At 71.0% G+C, this 20,485-nt stretch carries 12 protein-coding genes and 1 pseudogene; 6 read left to right on the forward strand and 7 right to left on the reverse strand.

Annotated elements, in window-relative coordinates; translation table 11 throughout:
• Nucleotides 1-8 precede the first annotated feature (8 nt).
• The 6 genes and pseudogenes from IPI43_23455 to IPI43_23480 form a co-directional block, all read right to left on the reverse strand.
• Entirely contained in the window at nucleotides 9-827 is an 819-nt protein-coding gene (locus IPI43_23455) for a hypothetical protein (protein MBK7777045.1), read from the reverse strand.
• Nucleotides 827-1,552 carry an iron-containing redox enzyme family protein gene (locus IPI43_23460; protein ID MBK7777046.1) on the reverse strand — a complete coding sequence of 242 codons (726 nt, stop codon included), beginning with the start codon at nucleotides 1,550-1,552 and terminating at the stop codon, nucleotides 827-829. Before IPI43_23460 ends, IPI43_23455 begins: the two co-directional genes overlap by 1 nt.
• Nucleotides 1,549-2,520 carry a DUF3419 family protein gene (locus IPI43_23465; protein MBK7777047.1) on the reverse strand — a complete coding sequence of 324 codons (972 nt, stop codon included), beginning with the start codon at nucleotides 2,518-2,520 and terminating at the stop codon, nucleotides 1,549-1,551. The genes IPI43_23460 and IPI43_23465 overlap by 4 nt, the downstream gene beginning before the upstream one ends.
• The gene (locus IPI43_23470) at nucleotides 2,517-4,931 is read right to left on the reverse strand and encodes a VWA domain-containing protein (GenBank protein MBK7777048.1); all 2,415 of its coding nucleotides are present in this window, start codon (nucleotides 4,929-4,931) and stop codon (nucleotides 2,517-2,519) included. Before IPI43_23470 ends, IPI43_23465 begins: the two co-directional genes overlap by 4 nt.
• Nucleotides 4,931-7,399 (reverse strand): AAA family ATPase, encoded by a 2,469-nt coding sequence (locus IPI43_23475; protein MBK7777049.1) that lies wholly within the window; start codon nucleotides 7,397-7,399, stop codon nucleotides 4,931-4,933. Before IPI43_23475 ends, IPI43_23470 begins: the two co-directional genes overlap by 1 nt.
• Nucleotides 7,400-7,425: 26 nt before the next feature.
• Nucleotides 7,426-8,059, reverse strand: a pseudogene (locus tag IPI43_23480) (CDGSH iron-sulfur domain-containing protein).
• Between the two features lie 133 nt (nucleotides 8,060-8,192).
• On the opposite strand from IPI43_23480, the gene IPI43_23485 reads away from it, so the two are divergent.
• The 3 genes from IPI43_23485 to IPI43_23495 all read left to right on the forward strand — a co-directional run bounded on the left by IPI43_23485 (nucleotide 8,193) and on the right by IPI43_23495 (nucleotide 12,312).
• On the forward strand, nucleotides 8,193-10,631 hold the full coding sequence (locus IPI43_23485) for an ATP-dependent RNA helicase (GenBank protein MBK7777050.1): 2,439 nt from the start codon (nucleotides 8,193-8,195) through the stop codon (nucleotides 10,629-10,631).
• Nucleotides 10,632-10,743: 112 nt separating this feature from the next.
• Nucleotides 10,744-11,613, forward strand: a complete 870-nt coding sequence (locus tag IPI43_23490) for a hypothetical protein (protein ID MBK7777051.1) — start codon at nucleotides 10,744-10,746, stop codon at nucleotides 11,611-11,613.
• A gap of 42 nt (nucleotides 11,614-11,655) precedes the next feature.
• Nucleotides 11,656-12,312, forward strand: a complete 657-nt coding sequence (locus IPI43_23495; GenBank protein MBK7777052.1) for a hypothetical protein — start codon at nucleotides 11,656-11,658, stop codon at nucleotides 12,310-12,312.
• Nucleotides 12,313-12,346: 34 nt separating this feature from the next.
• Here IPI43_23495 and IPI43_23500 read toward each other — a convergent pair whose 3' ends face one another.
• Nucleotides 12,347-13,429, reverse strand: coding sequence for an AraC family transcriptional regulator ligand-binding domain-containing protein (locus IPI43_23500; GenBank protein ID MBK7777053.1), 1,083 nt, complete (start codon nucleotides 13,427-13,429; stop codon nucleotides 12,347-12,349).
• A gap of 192 nt (nucleotides 13,430-13,621) precedes the next feature.
• Here IPI43_23500 and IPI43_23505 point away from each other — a divergent pair, with 192 nt between their 5' ends.
• The 3 genes from IPI43_23505 to IPI43_23515 are packed head-to-tail and all read left to right on the forward strand — an operon-like array spanning nucleotide 13,622 to nucleotide 20,485.
• On the forward strand, nucleotides 13,622-16,009 hold the full coding sequence (locus IPI43_23505; GenBank protein MBK7777054.1) for a DUF5110 domain-containing protein: 2,388 nt from the start codon (nucleotides 13,622-13,624) through the stop codon (nucleotides 16,007-16,009).
• A 22-nt stretch (nucleotides 16,010-16,031) separates the two neighbouring features.
• Nucleotides 16,032-18,758 carry a hypothetical protein gene (locus tag IPI43_23510; GenBank protein MBK7777055.1) on the forward strand — a complete coding sequence of 909 codons (2,727 nt, stop codon included), beginning with the start codon at nucleotides 16,032-16,034 and terminating at the stop codon, nucleotides 18,756-18,758.
• Between the two features lie 38 nt (nucleotides 18,759-18,796).
• On the forward strand, nucleotides 18,797-20,485 hold the full coding sequence (locus IPI43_23515) for an amidohydrolase (GenBank protein MBK7777056.1): 1,689 nt from the start codon (nucleotides 18,797-18,799) through the stop codon (nucleotides 20,483-20,485).

Here is a 20,485-nt window from a genome sequence, read left to right on the forward strand (position 1 = left end):
CGCCGGGCTCAGATGTCGCTGGTGAGCACGAAGCGCCAGTCCCAGCCGGCCATGCGGTGATGGATGACGCTGGCCGCCGCGCCCGCTGTGATTCCACGGGTGCGCAACGCGCCCTCGAGCGGGTCGCCCGCGGGCAGGCAGAACATGTGCACGTGGTCTGCCACTGGCGCGCCGTGCACTGCGCCGTGCTGCTGCCGCGCCGGGCCGAACTGCACGTGCAACAAAGGCATGGGCGCGTGAGTGCTCTCGAGCACGATGTCTTTCACGCCCCCGAGCGAGAGGTAGCCCAGCGGCCCGCGCTCGCGCTCGAGCAGCGGCGCGACCTCGCGCATGGCCTCGGCGGACAGCGAGTAGAGCCCCAGCGTGGTGGCCACGGAGGCCGGCGCCAGATGGAAGTGCGTGGCCAGCCGCACCACGGGGTTGGGGCTGCCGTCGCCCGGGTTCATGCTGATGGCGTAGCCGCGCTGGCAGCGCGCGTACTTGCCGGGGAAGCCGTGCAGGAACATGCGCCAGGGGATGCGCTGCGTGCGGTAGTCCGGGTGCACCTTCAGGTCGCCCAGGTACCAGGTGGCTTCAGGGGCCGCCCCGGGCGCACGCGGCAGGTGGCGCAGCACGGCGGCGCACACGGCCACCACGCGCGCGCCATCGAGCGCCACGAAGTAGCTGAGCTCCCCCAGACGCCGAAAGAACGCGAAGTAGTCGGCGCCGTGGTCGATGGTGAAGCGGTCGCTGCCGAGCGGATACGTGACGCCGTGCTCGAGCGCGCCGACCGCCGCCTGGTACGCCGAGAAGTCGTCTACGTGAAGCTCGCGGACGTGCAGGCTCATCACGTGCGCAAGTGAGGCGTGAAGACGTCGCGCATCGCTCGCCGTGTGCGCGCCCGATACAGGTCCTCGTAGAAGCGGTGAAAGCCGAAGGCGCCCAGGCGCAGCCCCTGCTCGATGAAGTAGCGGCTCTCCGCGCTGCGCTCGAAGGGCTCGGCCAGCACCGCGAAGAAGTCCTCGGAGTGCCGCACGTCCAGCTTCTGGTGGAGGCTGTAGTGGATCATCTGCTCCTCGGTGAGCCAGCCGCGCTCCACGATGCCCGCGCCGATCCAACCCGAGATCTCGGAGAACATGCGCTCGATCATGCCCATCACGCCCACGCCCACCAGGTACTCGTCCATCACGCACGCGCCGGTGAGCATGGTGTTGAAGAGGCGCACCTCGGGCCACAGCGCGCGGCGATCGACCTCGGCCTCGGTGATGCCGCCCAGGCGCTGCAGCAGCGTGAGGAAAGTGGAGCCGTGCGTCTCGCCGTCCTCTCCTTCGCCGTGCTCTTCCCACACGTTGCGCAGCACCTCCACACGCAGCTTCGCGCTCGGGATCTTGGCGGCCACGGCGGCCATCGGGCGGCCGAAGAAGACCACGGCGAAGTAGAACTGGATCTGCGTCTCGATGAAGTCCTCGTGCGTGAACTCGCCGCTGCGCAGGGCCGTGAAGTAGGGGTTGTCGTGGTAGGGCGTGTCGCGCAGCACTTGCTCCACGAGCGCGGAGAGGGTGGAGGTGGTCATGTGCGGACTCCCACATGGATGCTCGAGTAGAAGAGGCTCCGGTCGCGCCGCTGGAGCTGCGCGCCGAGCTCGGGGTGAAACGTGAAGCGCTCACCGAAGCAGGCCTCGATGTCGCGCGCGTGGTTGAGCTGCCGCCACAAGACCACGGCGCCAGGCGCGAGCCGGTCTGCCAGCAGCGTGCACAGCCGCGTGACACCCGCGGGCGCGGTCCAGTCGAGGATGTTGGAGAGGTTCACGAAGTCGTGCTCGTGCAGGTTCGGGACGTCCTCGACGAAGCCATGGAAGCGCTCGAAGGAAGGCGCCACAGGGCGCTGCAGGAAGGGCGGAACGCACGCCTCGCGGTCCATGTAGTGACCCAAGAAGATGTGCTGGAGGAAGGGATTATTCCGCGCGTCGTCCCGCAGCAGTCCGCGCTCCAAGAGCTCCTGGAAGTAGCCCGGGTAGCTGCCCGGCACGGCGTGCTGCGTGGCGTCGGGCCCGAACATGGTGTTGAGCAGCGCGTCGGAGAAGAACAGCTGGAACGCCACGGGCCAGTACGCGCTCGCGAACGCCGCGTGCAACTCCGCCACGTCGAAGGCGCCCTCCCCGAAGAAGCGCAGCCACGCTTCGCCCGGCAGCACGAAGTCGTGCACGAAGCCGCGCAGCCCCCGGAAGAGGGACTCGAAGTTGCCGCACTCCGACAGCCCGGCAGGGTCACTGGGCGCCCCCACGTTGAACGCACGCAGCCTGTCCGCCCCGCGCAGGTCGCGCAGCGCGGCGAGCTTGCGGTCCACGTGCGCAAGCTGCTCGGGGTTGGCGTCCACCAGCGTGATGTGCGCGTCCGGCATCACCGCGCGCAGCGTGAGCGCCGTGCACCCGCCCGAGGCGATGAGCAGCAGCCGCGAGCGCGGGAAGCGGGCCAGCACCTCGAGCTCCACGTTCGGGTCCTCGCGGGTCACGGCGAACTGCAGACGGTTGCGCGGGCTCATGGGGCCGAGCGTACCCGAATGGCATTCACGCCGGGTCGGAGCAGCGCGGGGTACCCCGCGAGGAGCTCCTTGTAGCGGGCAGGCGAGATGCCACCGTCCAACAACAGACGGCCCGTGAGTTCGATGGCATCGACCATGGCTGGGAGACCCCGCGAGCCGAGCAGGTCCATCACCTCCACCACCACGGACAGTAGGTTCACGAGCGAGACGAGCGCGATGCGATCGGGGTGCGTCTCCGTGGGCCAGAGGCTCACCACGTGCTCCTCCAGCGCAGGGAACCAGCGTGCGAAGCGACGCTCGAGCGCGGCCCTGTCACGCAGGAGAGCCTCGGACCGGGCGCGCTCCCCGTCGGCCAGGTGACCTTCGGCGCTCAACCCCACCTCATCGAGGGCGCTCAGCATGGCCCCCGCCGACTCGAGCTGATCGGTACTCGATGCCTCGCCTCGCGCCGCCGCCTCCGTCGCGTCGAGCTCATCGTGCAGGGCGTCGAGCCACGTTGGGTCCGCCACGCTGGCGTCGAGGCGCAGCGGGACGCCGAGATCCACGTCGCCGGATTCCCAGCGGCTCAGCTCGGCGTCGCTGATGTGGTGATAGAACACGGCCTCACCCGCGCGCCGCTGCTGGTCCGCGAGGGCCCGCAGATCGCGGTTCTCGTCACCCAGCGCGATGACGCTCACGCCGACGGGGATTTCCGTGATCGCGGCGCGCGCGCGCAACACGCTCTCAGCACTCACGTCGGCCTCGCCGTCGGTCACCAGCACGATCTGCGCGTGGGTCAGGGCGGGGTCCCGCTCTCGCGCCGCCTCCACTTGCGCGAAGGAGTCGATCAGCGCGCCTTCGATGTTGGTGCGTCCCCCGCGGCGTGACGACACGGCCTCCCGCACGGCGGCGAGCGCGTCGTCCACCGTGGCGACTCGCCGGGTGGGGCGCGCTTCATGGTCGAAGTACCGAAAGTACAGCACCGAGTGCACGTAGGCCTCGCGCGCCGTGAGACGACCCACCAGCGCTCCGAGCTCGCTGACCAGCAGCGCGTCACGCATCCTCGCCCGGGCACCCACCATCGAGCTCGAGCCGTCCAGCACGTAGATGCGCACTTGAGCGAGGAGACCCGTGCGGGAGCGACGCTCCACGCGCTCGTCGAGGTAGCGCCGGCACAGCAGACGTCCCGTTGCGAGCTCGTAGAGCAGCAGGCGCGGGTCGTCAATGACCGCGCTGCCGAGGTCGCTGGGCCCGGTGGCGCGAGCCAGCGTGAGGGTGGCCGTGGGGTGCCGCACCTCGAGACGTGTGCGCAGGTCTTCGCTGACACGCACGGGCGACACCGATCCGCCGATGTCGAAGCAGCCGTCCGCCACGAGCCCCATCAGCGCCGTCGCCAGCGCGCCCTGCTCCGAGAGATGCGCGGCGCGCCGCCGGAGCTCCGAGGTGTCGCTCATGGTGGCAGTGGCCAGCGCACGGATGGCCTCATCGCGCCCGTCGCGGTAGCTCGCATGCAGGGCCTCGCGCACGGACTCGGGCAGCGCGGAGTGCAGACCGGGGTCGCCGGTCACCGCGCCGCGCTCATAGGAGGGGGCACCGCGCTCCAGGTGCTCGATGCACCGCGCGGTGCGCTGCGCCAGCGCCACGTCGCCGCGCTGGCGTGCGAAGACGTCCAGCGTCTTGAGGGCGAGGTAGGCGCCTCGGGCGTCGCGGCGTGTTCGAGCGCGCCGCAGTTGGTAGTCCACGCGCACCGTGGGGTCGACCCCGGCCGCCTGGAGCCGATTCAGCTCGGTGATGCCCGTGGTGATGTCCGCCCGGCGGGCTTCGATGGCGCCCTCCGACAGCATCGCGCTGGCCCCGAGCTCCAGCAGCACGCGGCGGGCCCCCTCGAGCAGCCGCCGTCGCCGATCGAGCGTGCCCACTTCGTCGCGGGCTGCCGCGAGCAACGCATCGACCGCGCCCATACCGAGTACCGCATCCTCCACGTCCCCGGTGTCACTCGTGAGCGGCGGATGCAGGCTGCTGCGAGCGGGCCCAGCGGCCATCCTCAGTACGTCATGGTTCGACGTGCTGCCCGCCAGGTGGATGCCCTCCAGCCACGCGTGCACTCGCGTCAGCCAGCCGACGTAGTGGCTGGGCGGAAGCCGATGCACGAGCGCTGCCCTCTCGACGACCGCTGCGTTCGCCTCGAGCTCTTCGAGAGCGGCTTGCACCAAGCGCGCATCGAGGGCCGCTGGCTCCGACGCGAGGGGCGCCGAGAGCCGCTCACGCGCTTCGTCGAGCAGCGCGCGCGCCGCTTCCGTTTCCAGCTCAGGTCGCCAACCCAACACCTTGAGCACCGGCACCAGGATGTGCTCGAAGCCCGCTGGGTCGCGGCGCGGCTCCCTGTGTAGCCGCTCTAGGCGTTGGCGCACCTCCGCGAGGCGCTGCTTCATCACGTGCCGGCGCCGAGCGAGCGCTCCCACGCAGCCTCTGCGGCGCGGCGTGCCTCTCTGTCGAGCGCGGATGTCAGCGTGTCATGGAGCGCGGCGATGCGTCGCTCGAGCGCGGCTCCCTCGGGACGCACGGCGGCGAACACGTACGACGTCAGGCGGCACTCGAGCGCGAACCGGAGCAGCGCGCGCTCCTCGAAAAGGACGTCCGCGAGGGCCTCCGGGAAAGCAGCGCCACGCTGCTGCGACGACGCCCACCAGGACTCGAGCCCGGTAACCGCGCGCTCGATGCGTGCCAGGTCTGCGAGGCCCAGTGGCTTGGCCGTGGCAGCGTCCTGACCGCTCAGGTACGCGTCCAGCTCGGTCGGCTTGGGACTCACGCTCGCACGGTGACCCTCGAGCTCGAGGAGCGTCAGGGTGATCTCCGCCAGCACGGTGGCCGCCGAGCTCGTGGCCTCGGCCGCGCGCAGCTGGCGGTAGCTCGCGAGATCCGTGACGGGCTCACTCGGGGCGGCGTGCCGCACCTCGCTGCGCAGCAGCGCCTCGGCTGCCCAGCGAATGTGGTCGTCGGCGTTCACGGCGTGCCCGAGCGAGAGCCCATCCAGGCGCTCGGCGAACGCCCGCACCGCAGCAGCCAGCTCGCGACGGTCGGCCAATTGAAGGCGCGCGTAGGCGCTGGCCACGATCGGACGCAGCCGCGGGCCAGCCAACTCGACCGCGAAGGGGTCGCGCGGCGCCGCTGCCGCGCCCAACACCAGGTGCGCGTCCAGTCGCGCGAGATCCTCGTCGAGCGCATCGAGGTGCTTCCGGAGCCCCTCGAGGGCGCGCAGCATGGCGCTCAGGTCGTCGACGGGGGCGCTGCGCTGTGCCTCTTCCAGCTGCGCTCGGAAGGCTGCGTCCCAGACGTTCCGCAGGTGACCGCGCAGACCGTCGAGCGCCTCCAGCCAGTCGCCGCGGTCGTCCGGGTGCGACTCGTGAGGACTCGCGGCCAGCAGCTCGCTGCGAAGCGTCAGAGCGACCTCCGTCGTCTCGATGTGCGTCCGAGTATCGCGGAGCGCCGTGTCGAGGGTGATCGTCTGGGCTACCTCAGCCCCCGCTCCGAGCGCAGGGGTGAGCCCACCGAGACGCGCCGCCATGGCCAGCTCACGCAGGGCGCTGGCGCGCAGCCAGCTGGCCAACTCGGTGGAGGAGGCCTGCTCGCCCATGTCGGCACTCAGGGCCTCGGCTCGCGCGGCGAGATCCCGCGCGACCCGCAGAGGGTCACCCGCCCCCGGCTCGGCGAGAACGGCCCGCATGGCTGCCACGCTCACGCTCGGGGCGCTGGTCGCTACGGATGGTGGGACGGTGTGCTCCGCAGCGACCGTCGGCTCCGCACCCGGCTGGACCTGCGGCAGCCGCGCGATGCAGGCCGTGAACAGCTCGTGCTCGCGCTGCATGAGCTTCAGCTGCCGTCGCTCGCGCGCGTCGCTCTCGCGCTCCAAGAGGCCTTCGATGTCCGCGTACCTGGGGCCCGTGAGCAGCAAGCTCAGCCGGAGTGCGCCGAGGTCGTCTGTGTCCACACGCAGCGGGCGCTCCGGTCGATGGGTCGCTTTGTCGAACACACAGACGGCCCGCAGCAGCTTCCCCAGCCGCACCACGGTGCGCGTCGACAGGTAGCGTGTGGGGACGAACTGGGGGTCCGCGCGCGCGGCGAGGCGCTGCTCGCCCTCGAACGCCTCGACCAGCTGGCGCAGCTGAACGAGCACGTGGGTGGGGACCTCCACCTGCTCGACCATGGCTTGCAACACGTCGAGATCCTGGATGCTCAGCTCCGCCCGCAGGTTTCGCGCGCCGTGGGCCCCGACCGACTGACCCAAGACCGCGTCCATGCTCTCGGAGCGCGCGAACCCACGCGGCACGAAGTTCACGAACGCGACGCGATCGACGAACGCGAGCAGGGTCTCGCGGCTGTCTTCCAGGACCTCGGCGAGGTAGCGATTGGTCGTCATCAGGGCGCACTCGATGGCGCCCTTCGTGACCTTCGTGCCGTGCTTCAGCTCGCGCTCCTCGAGCACGTTCAGCGTGCTGCGCAGCAGCATGTCGCGGCCGTCGAAGACTTCGTCGAGGAACGCGTGGATGGCGCCCAGCATGCCCTCGTCCGTGAAGTGCTCGGTGCGCCCCGTCTCGGTGAGCGTCTTGAAATTCACGGGTCCGATGAGGTCGGTCTGGACCGTGCTCTCGGTGAACTGCCGCGCGAAGAGGCTCGGCTCGCCGCTCTCCTCGCAGCGGATGCGACCGACCACGGCGCTCGAGAGCGCGCTCTTGGCCGTTCCAGGAGGGCCGGTCATGAGCACGTGCTCTCGCGCCAGCAGGGCGAGCGCCACTTGGTCCAGGACCTCGTCACGCTCGCGGAAGGCGCCCTTCAGCTCCGCGAAGAACTCCGCAAAGCGGTGCAGCGCGAGGCGGCGCCGGGTGTCGAAGCGGTGCGGCATGAAGGGCGCACTCTACACCAGCCCCTTCACTCCGCCGTGAAACCGATCTTGTTGTGCGTCCCGTCGCAGTACGGCTTGTTTGCCGAGGCCCCGCAGCGGCAGAAGAACACTCTCTCCGCGCGGTCCGTGGTGCGCCCGGTGCCGGAGACGATCTCGAGAGGCCCCTTCACCTGCAGCGGTCCGTTGGGCAGCGGCTTCACGTCCACCGGTCCGTTGCGCACGGCCAGCGGCTCGGTGGGCTTGGTGGCCGGCTCGCCGGTGGCCACGAAGCCCGCGGCGGTGTGGCTCCCGTCGCAGAAGGGCTTGTTGGCTGACGCCCCGCAGCGGCAGAGCGTGGCGCGCAGCTGTGGACCGTGCCCCGCGATGGTCATCTCGGCGTGAAGCGCCAGCGGGCCGTTCTCACGCACCCGCGCGAGGTTGACCTTGGGCGGCGTCTCGCCGGGGTTTCCGTCCAGGCGCTCCACCTCGATGGCCCCGGAGGGGCAGCTGATCGCCAGCGCCAGCAGCTCGTCGGGGGGTGGCTGCGTCGGGGTGAATCCACTCGCCCTCCACGTTGGGCACGAACACGTCTGGGCGGCCCAGCACGCACTGCCGCGAGTGGATGCACTTCTTGGCTTCGAAGCGGATGAGCGCGTGTTTTCCTCGAACGACTTCGGTCATGGCGGTTCTCCTCGGTTGGAAGGGAAAGAGCCTATGCCGACTCGGCCAGCGCGTTGTCGCTCATTCGGCAACACTGCGTTCCGGGGGTAGGACGCTCGGGCCCGAGCGCTGCGGCTGCGTGCTATACGAGCGCGTGTCCTCCGAGCGCCTGCCCATCGAGTCTCTCCGGCCCGCGTTCGACGACGCGTTCCGCGCGGGTCCCGTGGTGGTCTCGGCGCCCACCGGGTCGGGCAAGTCCACGCGTGTGCCGGCGTGGCTGCTGGCGGGCGCAAGCCCGAGCCGGCCGGTGTGGGTCATCGAGCCGCGGCGCGTGGCCTGCCGAGCGCTGGCCAGCCGCGTGGCGTCCATGGAGGGCACGCGGCTCGGCGGGCGCGTGGGCTACCGCGTGCGCGACGACGACCGCACCAGCGCGGAGACGCAGCTGGTCTTCGCCACGCCCGGCATCGCGCTGCGGCAGCTGGCCGACGTGCGCGCCTGCCACGCCGTGGTGGTGGACGAGCTGCACGAGCGGCGCCTGGACGTGGACCTCTTGCTGGCGCTGCTGCGCTACGAGCGAGCGGCGGGGCTGGTGGTCATGTCCGCCACCTTCGCGGGCGACGAGATCGCAGCCGGGTTGGGCGGCACGCACCTGCACGCAGAGGGCCGCTTGTTTCCCGTGCGCATCACGCACGTGGGGGACCGCCCGCCCGACCGGCAAGAGCTGGTGGAGCGCGTGGAGCAGGCGCTCACGCGCGCCGCGAACGACCCGGGCGACGTGCTAGTGTTCCTGCCCGGGAAGGGCGAGATCCACGCGGTGTACGAGCGCCTCGCGCCGCGTCGCGACATCACCACGCTCACGCTGCACGGCGGGCTCACGCTGGACGAGCAGGCGCGCGTGTTCGAGCCCGCCCAGAAGCGCAAGGTCATCCTGTGCACCAACGTGGCCGAGACCTCGCTCACGGTGCCGGGCGTGGGCGTGGTCATCGACTCGGGGCTGGTGCGCCGCACGCGCTACCACCAGGGGCGCGGCTTCCTCACGCTGATGCCCATCGCCGACGACAGCGCGGAGCAGCGCGCCGGCCGTGCCGGGCGCACCGCGCCGGGTGTTTGCTACCGCCTGTGGAGCCAGGCCACGCGCTTGGCGCCAGCCACCCCGCCCGAGGTGCACCGCGAGTCGCTCGTGCCGCTGGTGCTGGGCGCGGCGGGTGCGGGTGTGTCGGTGCGCGCGCTGCCGTTCCTGGACCCGCCCAAAGAGCACGCGCTGCTGCAGGCCGAGGCCGAGCTGCGGGCGCTCGGTGCGCTCGACGACGCGGGCGTGACCGACAAGGGGCGCGCGCTGTCGAGCTTGCCTCTCGACGCGCACCTGGGCCGCCTGGTGGTGGAGGCGCAGGCGCGCCGCGAGGCGGGCGAGCACGCGCTGTCCGACGACGTGGTGGCGCTGGTGGCGGCGCTGGCCGTGGGGCGCCCGCTCTTCGATGGGCCACCGCGCGAGCTGGACGTGGCGGACGGCACGGATCTGCGCGCCAGCGGCTGCGACGTGGTGGCGTTGGTGCGCGCCATGCGCGAGGGGGACGCGCGCCGCGACGGCCTGCACCACATGGCCCTGCGCGAGGCACGTCAGCTCCAAGAGCGCCTGCGCCAAGCGCTGGGCTGGCCCGGGCGTGAGGCCGAGCGCACGGGCAACGCCATCGACCGGCACGCCGTGGCGCAGGTGATCCTCGCGGCAGACTCGCGCTCGGCCTACGTGGCGCGCCACCGCAAGCACGAGACGGCCTGGGCCAACGGTGGCCCCGAGCTGGACCTCGGCCGCGAGAGCGCGCTGCGCCTCAAGCAGGAGCGCGACGCCGGGCGACGCGACGCCGCGAAGGTGGACGCCGTGCTGGTGCTGGACACGTGCGCCATCGGCGCCTCGGCCCGCGAGACGCGGCTCATCGCCACGTGTGTGATGCCCGTGCCGGTCGCGTGGCTGGTGGAGGCGGGGCTCGGCGAAGAGCGCCTGGGCAACGTGACGCGCGAGCGTGGCCACATCACGGCCAGCCTGGAGCGCTTGTACGCGGGCGTGGTGCTGCAGAGCCGCGAGGCCGAGCCCGAAGGCCCCCTGGCGCGTGAGGCCATCGCCAAGCTGTTCCTCGAAGGCCGCCTGTTCAAGGGCTCACTAGCCGAAGCCAAGCGCCGCGTGAGCGAGCGCGCGCTCGCGGCGGGGCTCGCAGGCACGCGCCTCGGTGACTCGCTCGGTCTGTCTCCCACCAAGCCGCTGCCACCGCTCGACGTGTTCCTCGCGGAGCGCCTGCTCGAGCTGGGAGTGGAGCGCGTGGCCGACCTCGCGCTGCTGTCGGCCGAGGACGTGCTGCCCGACGCATTGCCGGCCTACGAGAGCCAGCTGCTGGCCCAAGAGTTCCCGCCGCGAGTGAGCGTGGGCGATGCCGAGTACGTGAGCGAGGTGGACGTGGAGCAGCGCCTCGTGACGCTCCGCATGGTCCGCGGTCAGCGCACCACGCCGCCGCCCGCGCAGTACATACCGCGCTTCGGTGGGTTCAAGGTGTGCGCCGAGGCTGGCCGCGTGCTCCACGTGGTGCGCCCGCACACGCGATAGACTCGCGCGATGGCGCGCGCCCTGAAGCCGAAGCTCGAGAAGACCGAGACCACCCGAGAGGTGGCCGCGGGGGTCCCTTCTCGACGATCGAGATTCGGCCCTACACTGCCACATGCGTGCACGCCTCCGAATCGCAGCCCGGATCATGGCCTTCCTCCTGATTCCTCTCGGGGTCGTCGGCATCGTGCCGCTCGGTGAGGTCAGCGACCCAGGGGACTCGTTCTACTTCTTCTCGAGCGACACGGAGGACGAGGACGAACGCGAGCTCGAGCGTGAGCTGGAGCGCTGCGGCCGCGCGGACAACGCCCACGTCCTGGTGCGCATCGTAGCCAGCGAGCCTCTTGGTCGCGTCGAGAGCGCCTGCGCACAGCTTCTCGCCTCGGTGGGCACTCCTCGCGAGCGGGTAGAGACCAACAGTGCGCCTCGAGCCTACGCGTTCTCCGATCTCACCCGACAGGTGATCGACGGCCGTATGGCCGTGGGCGTCCTCTTGGTGGTCATCGCGCTCGGGGGTCTGATCGCCTCGCTGGGCCTCGGCCGAATCGCCGCGGGCCTGCTCATCATTCCCTGCCTCGTCGCCTACCGCGTGGACCTTCTCCCCATTGTCCTGGGCGCGGCCCTCCCCGCCCTGGCCCTCTTCTTGGCGTGCGCCCACTATGGTGACGGGCCACGCACCCCGAGCGACAGTCGCGCCGCGCTGATCGTCTCGTTCGTCTTGGTGCCCCTGATCAGCGTCGCCATCGTCCTGCTCAGCATCAACTCGGGCAGCGGGCGAACGAACGTCCGCCTGACGGTGGCCTTCGTGCTCTGCGCCGTGGCCTGGGGCACTACGGGCATCCCGCTGTCGACGTTCATCCACCGAGTCCGCGCTGCCGCCGCGGGCCAAGCGGAGCCACCCCGCATGCTCATCCCCCGCGTGGCCATCTCCGTCATGATCCTCGCCACCGCGGCCTCGTTCGCGGGCGCCATCGCGGGTCCCTGAGCCTCACCGGAACCTCCCGTCGCGCACGGTGTCCAACCCCATGTGCGCGCGCCACGCTTCACCTTCGCTCACTCGCTGGGGCTCTCGTTCCTGGGCGTGGCCGCGCTCCTCTACTTTCTGGCCAGCGCTCCCGAGCGGGCCCTGGCCGAGCGTGAGTCCGCGTGGGGCGGCATTCGCGAGGGCGACGTGGTGTTCCAGGACCTGGCCTGCGGCGTGCGCTGTGCGCTCATTCGCCAGGCCACCGACAGCCGCTACGTGCACGTGGGCATCGTCCTCGTCGAAGGCGGCGAGCGCGTGGTGTACGAGGCGTACGAGCCGGTGGGCCCAACGCCCCTGGCCGAGTGGGTGGCGCGCGGAGTCCACGGTCACATCGCGGTCTACCGCCCAGACGCCGCCCTGCTGGCCGACCTGCCCGCCGCCCGCCGCGGCATCGAGCGCATGCGCGGCCGCCCCTATGACGGCGACTACCAGTGGGATGACGAGGCCATCTATTGCAGCGAGCTCATCATCAAGGCCTTCGCCGGAGCGCGCGGCGAGCTCTTCGTCACGCCGCACACGGTGGATCTCGGTGACCAGCGGGCGCGCGTCGCCTCGCTCTCGGGAGGCCGCCTGACCGAGGCCACGCGGATGGTCACCCCGCGCGACCTCGCCGAGTCTCCACGCTTGCGGCGAGTGGTGGACGAGCTGCTCCCGCGCTGAGCCCGTGCCGCGGGCACGCCCCGGTGGCGCGACGCTACCCCTGTCGCTCCGCGCGAAACGCCGCGGGGCTCAGCCCCGTCCAGCGCCGAAACGCCCGGCGGAAGTTCGCCTCGTCGCGGTAGCCCAGCCGAAGGGCGATGTCGTGGACCCTCTGCTGCGTGCGTGTGAGGGACTCTTCGGCCAGCTCGCGCCGCACCTCGTTCATCAACTGGCGGTAGTCGAGGCCCGCTTCCGTGAGCGCGCGCCGGAGGTCGCGGCCCGAGCAGCCGAGGAGGGCCGCCATCTCGGTGGCATCGGGAATGTCGCCGCGCGCCGTGCGGAAGGCCTCCTGGATCGCATCCCGCGCTCTCGCCAGCACGCCGCGGTCCTCGGCCTGCCGCTGGAGGTCCCGCTCGAGCAACGGCTCCATGCCTCGCAGCGAGACACTGTCTCCGTTCAACAGCGGGGCGAACGCCGCCTCGGGGTCCACCACGAACATGCGGTGCGCCGGGCGCGAGAACTGGACGGGATACTCGAAGGAGACGCTCTTCCAGTGAGCGGGCTCGTCGTACGACAGCTCGAAGCGCAGCCCGTCCATGCGATTGCCCCACACCGTCTGGGCCACGTCGGCGGCGAAGCGAATGGTGGCCTCCATGAGGAAGACCGCGATGTCGTCATGGGGCTTGTCCTCGTCGAGCCGAACCGACGGCACGCTGCGCTTCCCCTGGCTCCCGGCGTCGATCTCGATGAACTCGATCTGAACGCGTACGTGCGTGGCGTGCAGCGAGCCGTAGCGCGTGAACAAGCGCGCCAGGTCCATGAGCGATGGACTGCTGATCGCGGCGAAGCCCAGTAGCCCCAGGGACGCCAGCCGCACGCGCCGGCCGAACCAGAGCCCGAGCGCCGGGTTCTCGGTGAGTCGCAGCGCGTTTCGCACCAGCTGCTGGAAGTCGCCCCAGTCGGAGTGCTCGCCCATGGTGTCGATGCGGGCCGGCGAGATGGTCGTCTCGGCCAGGAGGTCGCCCAGCGCGTAGCCCTCGTCCTCTAGGGCGCGCGTCAGAATCCCGGCGACCTGCCGCATGCTCAAGGGGGCTTCCCCGGAAGCGACCGAGCTGGCCCGGTGCGACTCGTCCATCACCGGGGGAGGCTACCAGGGTTCGAGGCCAGCGGTCCACGCCGGGCTGCCGAGGAGCGCCTCAAATGACCTATGCCCGGATGCCAAGTGACCCCTGCACGGCCCGGAACTCGGTGATAGTTGCATCGCATGAGTTCCTCGCGAGCCCTGTACGGCCGTCGCCGCGCCCCTCGGAGTGCGTCTCTTGCGGTGCTCGTGACCACCGCGGTCATGGCCGCGTGCGCGAGCCCCAATGGGGCGCAGCCACCCGTCACGGAGGGTAACGCTCGCTTCACGGTCATCACCCCCACCCTCATCCGCATGGAGTACGCGGAGGACGGTGCGTTCGAGGACCGACCCACCCAGACGGTGGGCACCCGCCCCGCGAGCCGCACGCCCTACACCACGCGCGTGGAGGCGGGTGAGCGCGTGGTCGAGACCGAGGCGTTGACCCTGCGCTACCGCGTCGCCTCCGGCCCCTTCGGCGCCGACAACCTCACGGTCACGCTCCGCCAGGCCACCGAGGTGGTGGCGCGCCCGGAGTGGGGTGAAGCCACGCCCAACGACGACCAGCTCGGCGGGTGGCTCCGCGGGCTCGACCTGCTCGGCACTTCGGCGCCCCTCAACCCGGGTGTCCTGAGCCGCCGCGGCTGGTTCTTGTTGGACGACTCGGCGACCGCGCTCCTGGTCGGCGCGCGCCCGGGGTACGCCACCCGCCCGGCGCGCGACGGGGCCTACCAAGACGGCTACTTCTTCGGCTACGGCCTCGACTATCGGGGGGCCCTCGCCGATCTGCGCGCGCTCACGGGCGCCGCGCCGCTGCTGCCGCGCAAGGCCTTCGGCGTGTGGTTCTCGCGCTACTGGCCGTACTCCGGCGCGGAGTGGCAGGGGGTGGTGAGCGAGTTCCAGGAGCACCAGGTGCCGCTCGACACGCTCTCGCTCGACACCGAGTGGAAGGAGACGCCCGAGGGCAGCGACTGCTCGCTCGTCAACTCGTTCACTGGGGCGCCCGAGGGTTCGCCGTGCTCGTGGAACGGCTGGGATTGGAACACCGCGCTCTTCCCCGACCCCGAGGGGTTTCTGGCGTGGGCCCACGAGCAGGGCGTGGAGGTGGGGCTCAACGTGCACCCCTCCGTCAACCAGGACGACCCCGCGCTGGCCACGTTCGGTGCCGCCGCAGACCAGTTGCGCAGCGACTTCGGCTGCGCCGTGCTGCAGGGTGACCCGGGGAGCCGCTGCATGGTGCTCGACCTCGGCGACCCGGCGCAGCTCGAGGCGTACTTCGAGCTGCATCGCCCCATCGCCGCAGGAGGGGTGGACTTCTGGTGGTTCGACTGGTGCTGCGAGAGCACGAGCGTGGAGGCAGAGGGCCTGACCGCGGACACCTGGATCAACGAGGCCTACCTGGCCGAGCATCGACGCATGGGCTCGCGCTGGCCGGCGTTCTCGCGCATCGGCAGCGCCCGCGGCGCGTGGGGGGCGCGGCCGGCGGCGGGCGAGGGCCTGGTGGGCCAGGGGGCGTTCGCCGAGCATCGCGCCACCCTGCACTTCACGGGAGACACCTGCTCCTCCTGGGAGCTGCTGCAGTTCGCCGCCGAGTTCAGCGCCGCCGAGGGAGCCGCCATCGGCATGCCCTACGTCTCCCACGACATCGGGAGCTTCCACGGTCCGCGGGAGTCGGGCGAGGCCTGCAACGTCGCCCCCTTCACGCCGGTGCTGCCCGACGACATGTACGTGCGCTGGATCCAGCTGGGCACGTTCCAGCCCATCTTGCGGCTGCACTCGCAGCACGGGCAGCGGCTGCCGTGGGAGTACACGGGCGACGCCGCGGTCATCGCCACCGACTTCCTGAGGCTCCGTGAGCGCCTGGTGCCGTACCTCTACACGCTCGGCCGCCAGGCGCACGACACGGGGCTGCCGCTGGTGCGAGCGCTGTACCTGCAATGGCCAGCGCTGGAAGAGGCGTACCTGGCACCCTCCAGCTTCACGCTGGGGGATGGCCTCTTCGTCGCGACGGTGGCGGCACCGGGTGCGCAGACGTCGGTGGAGTTCTGGCTTCCCCCCGGGCAGTGGTACGACTTCTTCAGCGGCGAGGCGGTCGCCGGGGGAGCCACCATCGTCCGAGACGTGACGCTCGCGGAGTACCCGGTGTATGCGCGCGCGGGCACCATCATCCCCACGCAGCCGGACTTGCCCACCAGCAGCGCTGGTCCGGAAGACGAGCTCACGCTGAACGTGTGGGCGGGCGCCGACGGAGAGTTCGACCTCTACGAAGACGCCGGAGAGGGCTTCGGCCATGAGCGCGGACAGCTCCAGTTCACCCGGGTGCGGTTCGTCGACCGTGCGGGTTGCCGCGAGGTGGTGGTCAGCCCCTCCGAGGGACGCTCCTTCGCGGGCGCGCTCTCGTCTCGCTCGTGGTCCGTGCGCGTGGTGGGGGTGGCCGACCCCACCCGCGTCCGCGTAGGCGAGAACGAGGCGGCACGGGGCGGCGCAGCGCCAGGCTATGAGTATGATGCTGCGACGCAGGCGCTCACCGTCCGCACTGGCGTACAGTCGACGCGCTCCGAGGTTCGCGTGCGGGTAGGCGACGGATGTGCGTCGTGAGGTCCCGAGGACAAAGCTGAACATGAACTCCCCATCACTCCCATTGGTCCCGCGCCCGCTCGTCTCCCTCGCCGCCCTGATCGCGATGGCCAGCTGTTCCTCGCCGACCGGGCAGCCGCTCGGCGGCCCCGCGCCGCTCACCTACGACGCAGCGCCCCAGCCGCCATCCATCCTGCGCGACGTGGCCAGGGTGAACGACGAGCAGGAGTGGAACGGCCCGCACGTCCCCGGGCTGCGCACCACCATGGACGGCCGGGTCGCGCTCCGGGTGCAGGGCGGACCGTCCACGCTCGGGTTCTACCTCTTCGTCCCGGAGGCCCTCGACGAGCCCATCCTCACGGGCCCGTCGGGCCCACGGATGCTGGCGAGCGCCACCCCCCTCGAGGTCACGCTGCCGCCTGCGGCCGAGCCGGGGCTGTACCGGGTGGGACACCACACCATCTGCGACCCCACGGAGGAGTTTCCGGTGCCGGGTGAGCGGCCCAACCCGTACCCCTGCGGCACGGACCTCGCGAACGACTGCTACGACTTCACGGTCATCAGCTCCATCTCGGTGCCCCTGATCACGCTGTACATCTGGGGCACCCCGGTCACCGTCGAGGTGGCGTCGCCCAAGACGGCGCAGGCCAACATCGTCCGCGTGGAGCTGGGGACCTCCGTCCGAGGAGCCGAGATCTCCAACTCGCCCGAGCTCGCCGAGGTGGCCGTGACCATGGACGGGCGGCTTCTCACCGGGCGGCTCGGCGGCGCCAACCGCTACTGGACCAACCCGCAAACGGGCGAGCAGCTCACGCGCCCGTACGACCTGGTCTACTCCGTGCTCCCCGACGACGCCGACCCGTGCGACGTGACGCGCTGGACCGACTTCCACCCGATGACCCACGCGCCCTTCGACCCGAACATGACGCGCTACGGCCTCGCGGCGTACCCGTTCCGCGACAGCGAAGGAGAGCTGCTCGGCGATGGCGAGGACATGGGCGGCAGCTACCCGTGGGTGGACCGCGAAGGCGCCAACGTCTTCATGACCGGCGTGCCCGGCGTCATCACGGAGCAGTCCGAGGAAGACTACCCACGGCGCTGCGTGGTCGCGGGCTGTGAAGAGCTGGAGTACGAGCGGGACTTCGATCGAGGCTTCCTGGTCGCGGGCCTCTGGACGCACGGCAAGCTCGTCCACCTCGACGCGCTCATCAACAACGTGGACTGGTCGGTGGGCGTGCGCCCCGACACCCACTACCTGGTGGACCTCTACCGAGACGACGCGGGCGATCCGGTGTCCGTGCGCTTCGGATCGGGCCGCGGGTTCGATGCCCAGATCCCCGGGTACCCCGGCAACGCCAACATCCTCGACTCGTTCCAGGCGATGCTGAACCACCGCCCGGCCGCGCGCACCATCACGCCCCGCGACGTCGTGTGGATCATGAACACCGGCGTGGCCACCGACGAGGTGGTGTTCGACGACTTCTTGGATCCGCGCGCGTACATCGTGTCCAACATGCAGGCGTCGGTCACCCAGGTGCGCGAGGACCGCGGCCGAGGCCCCGCGACCACGGGGGTGCCCATCCACTGGAACGGCCAGAAGCGCAGGCTCGGCTTGAACCTGGGCATCAGCAACCAGCGCAGCTACACCATCATCCCCGGCGAGCAGGTGGACGTGCACATCCAGAACGCGGCCACCTCGCTGGTGTTGCCTGTGCCCGCCTATGGCGTGGTGGAGGCAGGCACCGGCCGCTCGGAGCCGGTGGCGCTCGGCGGGTTCTACGGCCGCGGCTTCTGGCTGGATGGTGACAACCGCATTCGCTACGCCACGCCCGCGCAGCCCGAGCCGACCACGGACGACTGGTACGTGGGATTGTTCGTCGACCCGCGCACCACCGAGGGCGCCACCCGCGCGCTGATCTCGTTCCCCGACGGGACGTCCGTGCGCCTCGTGGACCGGCAGACGCTGCAGTACGTGTTCAACGAGCGCGTGGAGCACGAAGTGGCGCTCCCGCCTCACGACACCGGCTGGATTCACCTCGGGTGGCACGTGCGTCGCGACCACCGCGAGCTGACGTTGCTGGTCGATGGATTCCCGTTGGATCGCTTCGAGCCCACGCGGCCGTACTTCGGCGTCCCGGAAGGCGAGCTGTTCCTCGGTCGCGGCCCGGACCGCCGCTCGGGGGACCGCGACGCGGGCGTGCGCGGCTGGGTGGACGACTTCAAGGTGCTCGCTCACGCCGTGGACGCCGAGGTGGCTTGCAACCACGCGGGTGGCACCCTGGTGCAGCTCGGCGGCGACGTGCTCGGGGCCCAGGCCGACCGCTACCCCGCCTGGGCGCACGCCGAGGTGGCTGCGGCCGCCGGGCGCCCCGAGGGAGCGCGCTATGCCTGCTTCCACGACTACAGCGCCGACAACGCCGCCACCCTGGCGAGCATCCCCGCGGGCACCGAGTCCATCCGCGACGCGATCATCTTCCCCGAGGGGCCCCTGCGTGCCGGCGTGCCGCGCCCGGACTCGTCCAGCAATGCGTTCTGCCTGAGCTGCCACAGCGCCGCCGGCATCGGCAGCATGGGGCTCGCTGCCCTCGAGGCTCGGCCTGGCGTCCTGCTCGAAGACGACCCGCGCCGTCAGCCCCACCAGCCTCCTCGGCGGGTGTTCGGCAACATCCCGGCGGGGTGGATCCCTCCGGGGAGTGGCCCCGGGAGCCCCGCCGAGGCGTTCCGCGCGCCGCCCGAGGGCGTGCTCATCGACGAGTGGGTGCTCCCTTGACGCTGGCGAGCTGCTCGAGCTCACGACTCCTGGTCAGTGTGTTTCTGGGCGTCGTGTGGGTGGGCTGCGCGAGCCCTCTGCAGCCCGCGGACTTGGTGCTCACGGGTGGCACCATCCACACCGTCGCAGAGGCCATGCCGCGCGCCACCACGGTCGCCATCCGCGACGGCGAGATCGTCTACGTGGGCGATGCGGATGGTGTGGAGCGCTTCGTCGGCCCCGAGACCGAGACGGTGGACCTCGGCGGACGGCTGGTGCTTCCGGGGTTCATCGATACGCACGCTCACCCCGTGCAGGCGGCCGGGCTGGCCTATGCACTGCGGGTGTCGTCGTCGGTGAGTCCGGCGGACGTCGTGCTCCAGGTGGAGGCCTATGCGGCCCGCTACCCCGACCGCGCCTTCGTGCTCGGCTTCGGCTTCGACGAGACCGCGTTCGGGCCCGACGGACCACGCCGGGAGATGCTCGACAGCGTGGTCTCGGACCGCCCCGTCATCCTCATCGACCAGGGCGGCCACAGCGCTTGGGTCAACTCCGCCGCGCTCGCGGAGTTCGGCATCGACGCGTCCACCCCCGACCCCATCCCGGGGCGACACTACTACCAGCGCGATCCCGACGGCACGCCCACCGGCTGGTTGGTCGAGTCCCAGGCCTACATGCCCCACCTCGCCGCGCTCGGGGCCTTCGACGCGACGGCCGCCGCGAGGCCCAACAACCTGGTCTATGGGCTCTTCTCCAGCGTGGGCATCACCACGGTCTACGACGCGGGGATGTCCTCCTTCGAAGCCGAGGCTCTCGAGGCGCTCGCCGACATGGATCGGCGGGGCCTGCTCCCCTTTCGCGTGGTGGCCTCGCATCAGATTCAGCACCCCGACCAGGTCGCCTCCGCCATCGAGCGCTTCGCGGAGCTGCGCAGCACCTTCGACGGCGACCTTCTGCACATGGGCATGATCAAGATCCACAACGACGGCACCACCGAGGCGCGCACCGCAGCCTACTTGGAGCCGTACACCGACGTGCCCAGCTCGTCGGGCGCGGTTCTGCTCGACCCGAGCGTGCTGAACCCGTTCGTGGTCGCCATCGACCGCGCCGGCATCGACGTCCACATCCACGCGATCGGTGACAGGGCGGTGCGTGAGGCGTTGGACGCCATCGCGCTCGCTCGCGCCGAGAACCCCGACGCGGACACGCGCCACACGCTGGCCCACGTCGAGCAGATCACGGACGCCGACGTGCCACGCTTCGCGGCGCTCGACGTCACGGCCCAGACCACGCCGTACTGGTACTCCTCCGACTACGCGGGCCAGGAGCTCGTCATCGGTCCCGAGCGCATGATGCGCCTCTACCGCCTCCAGGAGCTCATCGAGTCCGGAGCGCGCGTGACCTACGGCAGCGACTTCCCCGCCACGGGGGAGGAGCTCCTGTCCATGAGCCCCCTCTGGAACATCGAAGCGGGTGCCACGCGCCAGGCCATCGGCGATCCGAGCGCGCCGATCCTGGGCGGTGTCGGCGCGCGCACGAGCGTGGAGGACATGGTGCGTGGCTACACCCTCGACGCGGCCCACCAGCTCCACATGGAAGATCAGGTGGGCTCCCTCGAGGTGGGCAAGCGCGCGGACCTGGTGGTGCTCGCCGGCAACATCTTCGAGCTGCCCCTCCACGAGATTCACCAGACCGGGGTGGACGCCACCATGGTGGATGGCGAGGTCGTGTCAGGGTCGCTGCCCTAG

The organism is Sandaracinaceae bacterium (assembly GCA_016706685.1).
Classification (GTDB): Bacteria; Myxococcota_A; Polyangia; order Polyangiales; family Houyiibacteriaceae; genus JADJJE01.